The organism is Treponema primitia ZAS-1 (assembly GCF_000297095.1).
Lineage (GTDB): Bacteria > Spirochaetota > Spirochaetia > Treponematales > Breznakiellaceae > Termitinema > Termitinema primitia_A.
This window is the reverse complement of sequence record NZ_AEEA01000156.1, coordinates 26,701-36,650: the sequence shown is the minus strand read 5'-3', so window position 1 is coordinate 36,650 and position 9,950 is coordinate 26,701. Positions and strand designations below refer to the sequence as shown.

The following is a 9,950-nucleotide window of genomic DNA, read 5'->3' as shown; positions in this document are numbered from 1 at the left end:
CACGGTGAATGTTACCATCACCAGCGACACGGTTATAAACGTCTTGAGCCTAAACGATCTGGTTATGGCGCCGGTTAAAGATACTGCCCCGGTTACCACGCCGATTGACCAGAGCCAATACACCGGAACCATCATCTGGCAAAAGAGCGATGGGGCATCATTCGCCGGGAATTTTGCCCCCGCCACGGTATACCAGGCCATTGTTACCCTGACCGCCAAACCCGGCTATACCCTTACCGGTGTAACGGCAGACAGTTTTACTTATACCGGGGCAAACGTGACGAACGCGGCTGGCAGCGGGACCGTAACGATTGTGTTTCCGGCTACTGCGGCCTATACCCTTGGCGTCCATACCGCAGGCCCCATGGACCTTAAAGACCTGTTCGGCATTTCGGCAAGCGGCGCCGCCGGGGTAGGCGATACATTCAAAGCCCTGAGCGGCCTGATTTCTACGCCGAAAGCAGGGGACGAAGACCTGGCAAGTATTATACAACTGGGAGATTATATTGACCTGCCCAGTCTCCAGGTTGACGCGTACAACGGAGAAGGGGCATTCAACGAAAGTAACACTGATTTAGGCGCACATGGCAAACTCCTGCGGCTTATGGTGGTGGGCATTAACTCATTCCATTCGGACGGTACCTATACCGAAACCGCTAACGACGCCACAAAACATGTGGTGTTCCAGTTCCAAAATGTGCCGGTGGAGCGCCGAATGGAAGCGACCAACACCAATGCTAATGGATATTTGGGCAGTGAAATGCGGAAATACCTTGTACCCACAACCGATCCGGGCAGCGGAAGCTTCCTTGCCGGTCTTGTTGCGGCAGGCGTACCGGATGAGGCGCTTTGGGCGCCCAAGCGCTATGTGGCAAATGGCGGAACTGGAGCGACAGCTGCGGATCTCATTGAAGACAAGCTCTGGCTCCCCACAGTATGGGAACTGTTTGGTCCGGCACTCTATTTGTCCTATGAAAACTTTGCAAATCAGGTACACCTTGCATACTATACGAGCGACGCAGAAAGGTTAAAGTACCACAGCTCTAATGCAGTATGGTGGTATTGGACGGCTTCACCCTTTTCTGGGGCGAACTCCTATTTCTTTGATGTGGGCACCTATGGTTATGCCGACGTCAGCCGTGCGTCTGCGGTTGGTGGCTGCGCCCCTGCTTTCTGTGTGCGGTAGCACACGGACATCAGGAGGGGGAATGTGTATGCGGGGAAGCAATGCTTTCCCCGCTGTCAATAGACGTGCCTTTAGGCGAGTACCATGACGGGTAAGCCTGAAGGTGTTTTTTAATGCCAGCGCCCGGTTTTCTTCCCTTCTGCGCCTTCGTGTCCTTAGCGGTTAAAATTCTCCCTATCTGCTATACCACATGGCGCAAAAGTGTACCTGACGCTGAATTTGCCTAGTGTACCATCCTTTACCCTACACCATATATGTACTCTGTGTTGTAGCCACTACCGAAAAGTAACGTCCGACCTCTATTGGCCCTCACCCATTGGGCCGCTTGTGTTAAAAAAAGTGAAAAATTTCTCCAACCACTAAAGCAAATTTCTCCCCAAGGGCATCTTCCCTGTAAGGAGATAAATTACATGCAAAACAATGATTTTGACAAACCCGCAGAAGAGTTCTATGAGAAAAAACGGATCCAGCTGAGGCCGGAAGACGACCCTCTGGACATCACCCGCGACCCGGTCTTTAAGGCTGTTCTAACCCGGGAGACGGCTGAGTCCCGCAGCGCCCTGCGCTTCCTCGTCTCGGCTGTCATACAGCGGCCGGTCACTGTCGTTTCCGTTATTGCCAATGAACCACCGGTTAACGCCGTCAATTATTATGATTCGGAACACAACTTGCCATTTAACGGTCTGACCTCTATAATTGATGTAGAATTACCGAAAGCGGAACAATTCCTGACGAAACCGGTTCCTGAAATGACGGTGATTGAGCGGTGGGCGGTGTTTTTTCGGTTTATTCAGGACCCAACACGTCGGGATTTGATTAACGAAATACTAAACCATGAGGAAGGGATAGCCATGGCAACGACGGAACTTTTAACGGTAAGCCAGGACGAGATAATGCGGGCGCGGCTTAACCATGAACTGAAGAACCAACTGGATTACCAGAGTGGTATGGTCAGCGCAAGGCGGGCCGGGTATAAAGATGCTGAGTTGGAATATGGCGGGAAAATTCGGGCTTTGGAGCAGGAGCGGCGGCAAGCGGAGCAGGAGCGGCGGCAAATGGAACAGCAAGCGGTCCAAAAACTGCGGGACTTGGGGCTGAGTGATGAGCAAATCGCCTCGGCTCTGGGGCTTGACGGATTGGGAGGCGTTTCCGGTTGACAGCGGTTCTGCGTCGGGGGGACCTTGCGCAGGCTTGGAGTCTCTTGATCCGGTCACAGTATTACTTCTCCTAGTTAGGCCGAGTAAATCAGCCGCATATGTACCCCTCGCCACGAATCACCCCATACGAATTTTAAAAAATCGATCCTCAGGGTAAAGCGTTTTTCATCATAACTCCCTTATATACGCAGCGGGCCAAAGAGCCGTGTCTAAAACCTGGGCTTAAGCTCCACAAAGGAGCTGTTATGAAATTATCGTTCCTGGTCTGTAAACTACGGTCGAAATGACCCACCGATCCGGCCCAAGTGATCCATGGACACGGGAATAAATGATCCGGATTTCCGAGATGCGAGCCCGCCCGGAGATCTGGATCATTTATCTTCCCCTGAAACAACGAAGGAAGTTCTATTTTGTCTCTTGACAAACCCTATCAAATAGGGTTATGCTATTTGTATGGTTTTTAGGAGGAAATCGTCTGAACCGGATGTTTGTTTACGCTAAAAAGTTTGATCGGGAATGGGACGCCCTAGGTCTGACTGCCGAGGATCTGCGCAAGCTGGAAGACGCGCTCTTGGAAAATCCTGCCTTGGGCAAAATGATGGAAGGAACCGGAGGTCTGCGCAAAGTCCGCTGGAATTTAGAGGGCGGTGGAAAAAGCGGTGGAGTTCGGGTTCTCTATATTGACATGCCCACCGCGCAAATCATCTGTATGATTGATCTATTCCCAAAAAATGAGAAAGACAATTTGACCAAAGACGAAAAAAACAAGATTAAAAAAGTGGTGAAACTGATTGTGGAGGAATTGGGAAATGAGCAAACAATATGAAAGCATTATGGAAGGCCTTAATGACGTGCTGGATTACGCCCAGGGAGACAAAACCAAGGCGCGGGTTCGGGTGGCCGAGGCGCCGGATATCACCATTGCACCCCTCCATGTCTATGACCGGGAGGCTATCAGGCAGATCCGATTGCGGAGCAACTTAACCTTGAAGTCTTTTGCGATCTGCATGGGGGTTAGCCAAAAAACCGTGGAAAGCTGGGAAAGCGGTGTCAACACCCCCTCCGGCGCTTCCTGTCGCCTTTTACAAATCCTGGAAAAAAGCCCCAATGCCCTTCGAGAACTGGAAATAATCCGCGTGGCGGGTTGACATCGCAGCCGGTGGATCATTTTTGGCCGGACTGCTGGATCACTTGCGCCGGACCGGTTGGTCTAAATCGCCGTAGTTTACATGGTCCCCTTTTTCTGGGGCGAACTGCGCCGTACGGCTAGGGAAAACGCAAAAAAAGGCGTTCCCCTTTAGGTGAGTACCAGGGCGGGAAAGCCGAGCATAGATATTTATGTTTTTAATAATACCTGTGCCTTTAATTTGTTGTTCTTGTCTATTGGGTATGTTTTTATTTCCAATCCCATGCCTAGGCTATTTAAATATTCAACCAATGTTGATATTTTTATATCCTTTCGTTTTTCCAGCCGGGAAACTGATGTCTGGCTAAAGTTATTTATTTCATTTTGTTTTAACCCCCTCTTTTCCCTTAATTGACCAAGTTTAATGGTCAATATTTCCTGTTCAGCTTTTATTCGCGTCCTCTGAACAGATTCAGGGGACATCATTGATTCCATTGCTAAAATAGCATTCTTTGATTTTCCGGCCATGTTATTCCTCCTCCCATTTTTGGTTCCTGTATTTTCCTATCAGTTCTTCCGCATCTCTTATAAGCCCTTTATAAAATAGCTTTTCATCTTTTCCTTTTTTATCCCCTCCTAATAATATCCCACATAAATGAATTTCATTTTTAAAATGGAATAGGACGGGTAGTCCTATGATCTTTTCCTATTCACCTTTGTGTCCCTTCGTGTCCTCCGTGGTGAAATTCTTCTTACGGCAAAAAAGAGTGCCCGGCGCCGTAGCAAGAAATCAATTTCAGTTGTCTACTTGTAGACCTTTTATGTCTTTATAATGGTTTGTATTATTTGTTATGAGGGTCAGATTATTCTTGATGCAATAGGCTGCTATCAAAATATCAGTATCAAGGGCAGGACAGACTCTTGGTATCCTACTTTTCTTCCGCAAGGACAGGGGAATGAGGACGCTTTGGTACAGGTCTTTTAACAGGTTTAACTTTCCAATTTTTAACAGAGATAAAATGGGTGTGGTATTGGAGACGACTTTAGGCATTGATAAAATCAGCTTCCAGCTCTTCTGCTTCCGGAAAGTATGAGACGTGATAGATGGAGAGCAGGTCAAGGAAACGTATACGGGTAATATCGAGTACCTTGGCAGCCATGCCGGAGGATACCTTACCCAATTCGTAGAGTTTAACCATAGAGAGGGTTTTTATTTCCTTCTCGAATTCACCACTGGCCATTTTGAGGGAAGCGGCGAGGACTTCAGGATAATTTATGGTTATCTGCCTTTCCATAATAAAAGTATACAAAAATAAAGCGGATTTGTCTATATCAGATGTGAAAAAACGTGACTGTCACCATATGGCGTCGCAATTGGGGTAGTTTCATTTGGTACATCGGCCGGTGAAGGAATTAAATGACAAACATTGAGCCCAGATACTGACCTAATAAGACGGGTAGTCCTATGATCTTTTCCTATTCACCTTTGTGTCCCTTCGTGTCCTCCGTGGTGAAATTCTTCTTACGGCAAAAAAGAGTACCCGGCGCCGAATATGATGGGAAAGCCTAACAGTATAGTATTACTCTACTCTGAACGTTGCCGGTTAAAAGTATCGGCTTTATCAGACATAAACCATCGGCATGGCTTTCATTATTTCATCACACCGGTCGATATTTTTTACCATGAATTTTCGCCCGAAAAAAGCGTGCATGGCACCTGACTGGACACCCAACCGGCGCCAGATGCCTTTTTCACGCATCTCGTATCCGGAGTATTGACACGTTGCACGTTACAGCATAGAATATAAACTTAATGATAGGTTCATTCAAGCACAAGGGACTTGAGCAATTCTTCTTGTCGGGAACCAAGAGGGGGATCATTCCCGCTCACGCAGATAAGCTGGAACGGATTCTTGACCGTTTGGATACCAGTCTTTCACCCTGTGACATGAACTTACCCGGTTACCGTCTGCACGAACTTTCTGGGCAGGAGAAGGGCGTATGGTCGGTTTCAGTAAATGGGAATTGGCGTGTAACCTTTCGATTTGAAAACAATGACGCGCATATTGTGGATTATCAGGATTATCATTAGAAGGAGGAGGATAATGAAGCAAATACGAAAACCGGTGCATCCGGGAAAGGTTTTTTTGGAAGATGTTCTTGTTCCGCTTAATTTGACTATTACCGATGCGGCTGATTTACTCGGTGTAACACGGAAAACGCTCTCTGAGTTTGTCAACGAAAAGTCGGCATTGAGCCCTGTAATGGCAATACGGATTGCCAAAGCCACCCACACCACGGCAGAAAGCTGGCTTACCATGCAAATAAAACGGACCCTTTGGGAAGCGGAGCAATATGAACTATCGGGTATTAAAGATTTTCCTCCAATGGGCGTAAGCGCATAAATCAATCCCTGGGTACGTAAAAAAAACGTTCCTGGCGCCTTTTTCTCCGCGCCGTTGTTCCCTGTTGACAAGCCCCCCCCCCCCCCCCCCCCCATGAATCGACAATCCTATACCAGTTTATTATTCTTCTTAAGTTTATAATATTGTGCCCGGTGAGCTGGTCCGCAAAGAACTAAAAGCCGCCATTTGACACCCCCTCGCCGAGCCGATTTATGAGTACCCTTGCCGTGGAGGGCATATAGGGGTATACTGGATATTGGAGAGAATGGTAATGATTATTCTTAATTCAGCGAAAACATGGAATATCAGATGTTGATATGTTGGCAGTTATCGCCGAACCGTATGTGATTGCTGAACTGAGAGAAGCTCCGGAGAAATTGTTGTTTTTAGGCTTTGATTCAAAAGCAAGAGCGGTAGAAGTGATTACGGATACAGGAACAAACGGTCAGATTTTTGTCATACATGCGGATTTGATAACGTCAAATAACGAGAAACTTCTTGAAGAGGTATTGAAATGAGTAGTGATGGAAAGGTAATTTGGAAAAAGGGCGATGAGATAATGCCGGACAAAGCAAAATACGTTGTTGATGCGGCACGTGGTGAATTGTTATTGAAAACATTACAGTTGCCGGAAGAGATTGTAAATACAATCAGATATAATGCGGATAAAAGTGCGCAATCGGTAAATGACTATGTCTCCCATATCGTGGTCGAGCGTTTGATATCGGCATCATGACCACCGGATAATCTTACTTGCTTTTATACCAGGTTGTAATATCACCATCAGTGTCTTTTAGTTTTAATATTACGTTTTCTTCGTCCTCTGAAAATACATATCGGTATCTTTCAGCATCACCAAAATCATCAATAAGGTCAATGGTTTTATTTCGCGTATTTACCGTGAATGTTCCTTCCCATGTTGTTTGTGTCCCCATACCTAAAACACCTTGTATAGACTTGATAGTACACGTGTTCCCTGAAAAAACAATCATGGTTGCTGATATTTCACTATTATCATTTAAGAAAAACTGATAGGCAAGCATCGTTGAAGTTATATTTGTCCATTCGCCCTCAAATGATTGGGTTTCTTGCCCAAAGGCATTGTTTATAACAGCCAATAAGAAACAAACGATGATAACACGGACTTTCCTTTCAAATTTTACTACCATTGTTACTCTCCTTATTCTTTTCACCTGACCTAATTCCTGAAACTAACCGTGGTCCCCAGCCTATTCGTCCCCTTCGCCGTATACCGCCTGTCCCTGCCGTATTCGGTAACGATGAATGCGATGTCACTATCGTTGATAGAATAAATCGTTACCATAGCTGTTTCCGCCGTTTGCAGGGAATATTTGTATTCCTGCCCCTCCGTAAGAATAATCGTGTCGTCCGTGGTTACCCGTCCCTCCTGGATTACCGGGGTTTCGCGTAATCGTTTATCCACATCTTCATCACCGGTGGGGAAATTAAAATAGACATTTTCCCGTATGCTTCCAAATATCCGTACACTGGCGCTGCCGGATAGTATTTGTATTGTTACATCCCGTGGATAATTGGCCCCGCCGGACTTGGTAGATATGCAGGAAGCGAGCAGTAATGCTGATATAAGTATGATCAGTAGTTTTTTCATTTGCCCTCCGTATATCTCCCGTTCAGCTTTCCCGCTATTTCCAACAGCTTTTCCCGGGTGTTGAGTTCCGGGTCGTCCAGCGCCGCTTCCAGCAGTTCCTTGAGGATTATTCCTATATGCGGTCCCCGGGCAACCCCCATATCCATAAGATCCTCTCCGGAGATTGCCAGGTCCTTAAGGGAGAGCGCCCGGCCCTGGGCGAGGATGCGGTCGATGCGGCTTACCAGGGGGGCGAGGAAGCCGGGTTCCGGTTCAGTGCCTGCGGTGGCGTAGGCGTCGGCTTGGCGCAGGGCGTAGATATCATCCAGGTATTCTTTTCCCACACGGATAATGAGCCGGCGGACCGCGGCGTCACTCCAAATTTCCTCGTAGTGGAACATGTGCTCCTCTACCAGATGGACCACCCGGTCGATCACCGCATTGGGGTAGCGAAAACGGAGACCAATGTTTCGGGCTAAACGGGCGGAAACTTTTTCGTGCTGGTAGAAGGTCCATACGCCGGTCTCGTCCAGTTTACGAACCATCGGTTTGCCGATGTCGTGGAAGAGGCTGGCCAGACGTACTTCATGGGAAAATTTTTGGCGGGCGGCGTAGTCGCAGGCCAGGAGGGAATGGTCCAGAACGTCAAAACGATGGAAGCCCTTCTGGTCTATGCCCCGGCAGGCGGTCAGTTCCGGGAGTAACAGTTCCAGGAGCCCGGCTTTTTCCATGAGCAGTAATGCGGTGGATGGTTTTTGGGAGCTAAGGATCTTTTCCAGTTCATCCCGGATCCGTTCCGGGGAAACCTTGGCGGTGGTGGAAAGCGCCCCGGGAATGGCGGCCAGGGTTGCATCGTCCACGGTAAAGCCAAGCTGGGAGGCAAACCGTACCGCCCGCAGGGGACGCAGGCCGTCTTCCCGGAACCGTTCTTCCGCATTGCCCACGCAGCGGATACGCCGGGCCTTGATATCATCATAGCCCTGAAAGGGATCCACCCGTTCACCCCCGGGAAGGGCCAGGGCGATGGCGTTCATGGTCAGATCCCGCCGGGAAAGATCTTCTTCAATAGTCGCGGCGTATTCGATATGGTCGGGGCGCCGTCCGTCGCTGTAGGTGGATTCGGTGCGGAAGGTGGTTACCTCCATGGAATAGCCCTTGTACCGGATCGTGACGGTTCCGTGTTTGATCCCCGTGGGGATAACCCGGCGGAACAGGGACGTAACTTCTTCGGGCCGGGCATTGGTGGCCAGGTCCCAGTCCTGGGCTTCCTTGCCCAGGAACAGATCCCGCACGGCCCCCCCAACCAGGAACACCTGCTTCCCCACCCGGGTAAAAACGGAAGCGACCTCTTTCAGTATAGGATGAATAACGACATTGCCCATTGGACCCTACTATACTATAATGACCCTATTCTGATAATGGGAGGAACCGTGCGGGGTATCGGTTTTATCGGCGGGGAAGGGCCGGGGGCAAAACTGAGCGCCACCCTGGTAGGGGACGCGGGCCTCATCGCCGCCGCCGATTCGGGGCTTGTGGCCGCCGAGGCTGCGGGGCTCCGCCCTGACTGGATAGTGGGGGACATGGATTCCCTGGATGATCTCCGCCGGCTGGATGCGTACCCGCCGGACCGGGTTATCCGCCACCGTCCGGACAAGGATGATACCGATACGGAACTGCTGCTCTCCCTGCTCTGGGAACAGGGCTGTGACGAAATATGGCTTGTCGGCGGCGGGGGCGGCCGCACGGATCACCTCCTGGCGATCCAGGCTCTTTTTGAACGGGACAGGAGTCCCGACCGGTGGATCACCGCAGGGGAGGACATACGCCAGGTCCGGGAAGCGCTTACCCTGACCATCGCCCCGAAAAGCCTGGTTTCGGTGTTTCCCCTGGGAACCGGTCCCTGGGAAGCGGAAAGCCGGGGTCTGCAGTGGCCCCTGGCGGGGCTCCCCTGGAAACGGGGCTTCTTTGGGATCAGCAACGTGGCTTTGGAGGGGGGCTTTTCCATACGGGCCGTGCGGGGACGTTTTCTGGTGATTATGCCTTTTAAGAAGGACTGAAAATAGTATATTAGGTTATAGAGGAAAACTATGAGTGATTTAATACCCGGTAACGGGAACTATACGCCCACCAATGTATTGGCTAAACAGGGCGTAACTGCCGTGGGCGGCATCGCGGGGGGTGTTGTGCTTATGATTATCCGCGCCCTTCCATCGTTTTTGGGCATCATCGCAGGGTTGGTTGTTGGTGTGGTTGGTCTAGGCGGTGTTTTGTCCAAGGATCCGGATGACCGGAAACCCGGGCTCCTGGCGGCTGCGGCGGGGGGGCTTGCCATTCTTTCCCGTGCTCCGATAAAACCAATCTCCGCTCTGTCGGGGACCCTCCTGGGGATAAGCGCCCTGGGGCTCCTGGTTATGGGGATCTGGAACGGTATCAAATTTATCAAGGGCCTTAAGGGCAGATCCTAGGG

General features: G+C 49.7%; 15 protein-coding genes. 10 read left to right on the top strand and 5 right to left on the bottom strand.

Features of this window, described 5'->3' with window-relative positions:
* From TPRIMZ1_RS19420 to TPRIMZ1_RS0116590, 4 genes are all read left to right on the top strand, one after another.
* Positions 1 to 1,186, top strand: a 1,186-nt coding sequence (locus TPRIMZ1_RS19420) for a DUF6273 domain-containing protein (RefSeq protein WP_010263290.1), incomplete at its 5' end; no start/stop codon positions are given.
* Positions 1,187 to 1,596: 410 nt separating this feature from the next.
* On the top strand, positions 1,597 to 2,343 hold the full coding sequence (locus TPRIMZ1_RS0116600; RefSeq protein WP_010263284.1) for a hypothetical protein: 747 nt from the start codon (positions 1,597 to 1,599) through the stop codon (positions 2,341 to 2,343).
* 442 nt (positions 2,344 to 2,785) lie between these two features.
* Positions 2,786 to 3,169, top strand: coding sequence for a type II toxin-antitoxin system RelE/ParE family toxin (locus TPRIMZ1_RS0116595; RefSeq protein ID WP_232616861.1), 384 nt, complete (start codon positions 2,786 to 2,788; stop codon positions 3,167 to 3,169).
* The gene (locus TPRIMZ1_RS0116590; protein ID WP_010263274.1) at positions 3,153 to 3,491 is read left to right on the top strand and encodes a helix-turn-helix domain-containing protein; all 339 of its coding nucleotides are present in this window, start codon (positions 3,153 to 3,155) and stop codon (positions 3,489 to 3,491) included. The genes TPRIMZ1_RS0116595 and TPRIMZ1_RS0116590 overlap by 17 nt, the downstream gene beginning before the upstream one ends.
* A gap of 188 nt (positions 3,492 to 3,679) precedes the next feature.
* Here TPRIMZ1_RS0116590 and TPRIMZ1_RS0116585 read toward each other — a convergent pair whose 3' ends face one another.
* Both TPRIMZ1_RS0116585 and TPRIMZ1_RS0116575 read right to left on the bottom strand, forming a co-directional pair.
* A complete protein-coding gene (locus TPRIMZ1_RS0116585; RefSeq protein WP_010263273.1) occupies positions 3,680 to 3,997 on the bottom strand; it encodes an XRE family transcriptional regulator in 318 nt (105 codons plus the stop codon).
* Between the two features lie 515 nt (positions 3,998 to 4,512).
* Entirely contained in the window at positions 4,513 to 4,764 is a 252-nt protein-coding gene (locus TPRIMZ1_RS0116575; protein WP_026043776.1) for a UPF0175 family protein, read from the bottom strand.
* 518 nt (positions 4,765 to 5,282) lie between these two features.
* Between TPRIMZ1_RS0116575 and TPRIMZ1_RS21190 the strand changes: the two genes are divergently transcribed.
* The 4 genes from TPRIMZ1_RS21190 to TPRIMZ1_RS0116550 all read left to right on the top strand — a co-directional run bounded on the left by TPRIMZ1_RS21190 (position 5,283) and on the right by TPRIMZ1_RS0116550 (position 6,610).
* Positions 5,283 to 5,561, top strand: coding sequence for a type II toxin-antitoxin system RelE/ParE family toxin (locus tag TPRIMZ1_RS21190; protein WP_010263265.1), 279 nt, complete (start codon positions 5,283 to 5,285; stop codon positions 5,559 to 5,561).
* A gap of 13 nt (positions 5,562 to 5,574) precedes the next feature.
* The gene (locus tag TPRIMZ1_RS0116560; protein WP_010263261.1) at positions 5,575 to 5,874 is read left to right on the top strand and encodes a HigA family addiction module antitoxin; all 300 of its coding nucleotides are present in this window, start codon (positions 5,575 to 5,577) and stop codon (positions 5,872 to 5,874) included.
* A 317-nt stretch (positions 5,875 to 6,191) separates the two neighbouring features.
* Entirely contained in the window at positions 6,192 to 6,392 is a 201-nt protein-coding gene (locus TPRIMZ1_RS0116555; protein WP_010263258.1) for a hypothetical protein, read from the top strand.
* Complete coding sequence (locus TPRIMZ1_RS0116550; protein ID WP_010263252.1) at positions 6,389 to 6,610, top strand: hypothetical protein; 222 nt, start codon at positions 6,389 to 6,391, stop codon at positions 6,608 to 6,610. Before TPRIMZ1_RS0116555 ends, TPRIMZ1_RS0116550 begins: the two co-directional genes overlap by 4 nt.
* Positions 6,611 to 6,623: 13 nt before the next feature.
* Here the strand turns inward: TPRIMZ1_RS0116550 and TPRIMZ1_RS0116545 are convergent, their stop codons facing one another.
* The 3 genes from TPRIMZ1_RS0116545 to TPRIMZ1_RS0116535 are packed head-to-tail and all read right to left on the bottom strand — an operon-like array spanning position 6,624 to position 8,865.
* Positions 6,624 to 7,043: a hypothetical protein gene (locus TPRIMZ1_RS0116545; RefSeq protein WP_010263248.1), complete on the bottom strand. Its 420-nt coding sequence runs from the start codon at positions 7,041 to 7,043 to the stop codon at positions 6,624 to 6,626.
* 29 nt (positions 7,044 to 7,072) lie between these two features.
* Complete coding sequence (locus tag TPRIMZ1_RS0116540) at positions 7,073 to 7,504, bottom strand: hypothetical protein (RefSeq protein WP_010263245.1); 432 nt, start codon at positions 7,502 to 7,504, stop codon at positions 7,073 to 7,075.
* A complete protein-coding gene (locus TPRIMZ1_RS0116535) occupies positions 7,501 to 8,865 on the bottom strand; it encodes a CCA tRNA nucleotidyltransferase (RefSeq protein WP_010263242.1) in 1,365 nt (454 codons plus the stop codon). The genes TPRIMZ1_RS0116540 and TPRIMZ1_RS0116535 overlap by 4 nt, the downstream gene beginning before the upstream one ends.
* Here TPRIMZ1_RS0116535 and TPRIMZ1_RS0116530 point away from each other — a divergent pair.
* Positions 8,845 to 9,540, top strand: coding sequence for a thiamine diphosphokinase (locus TPRIMZ1_RS0116530; RefSeq protein ID WP_232616860.1), 696 nt, complete (start codon positions 8,845 to 8,847; stop codon positions 9,538 to 9,540). The genes TPRIMZ1_RS0116535 and TPRIMZ1_RS0116530 overlap by 21 nt on opposite strands.
* 30 nt (positions 9,541 to 9,570) lie before the next feature.
* Positions 9,571 to 9,948 (top strand): hypothetical protein, encoded by a 378-nt coding sequence (locus TPRIMZ1_RS0116525; RefSeq protein WP_010263236.1) that lies wholly within the window; start codon positions 9,571 to 9,573, stop codon positions 9,946 to 9,948.
* The last annotated feature ends 2 nt before the right edge of the window (positions 9,949 to 9,950 follow it).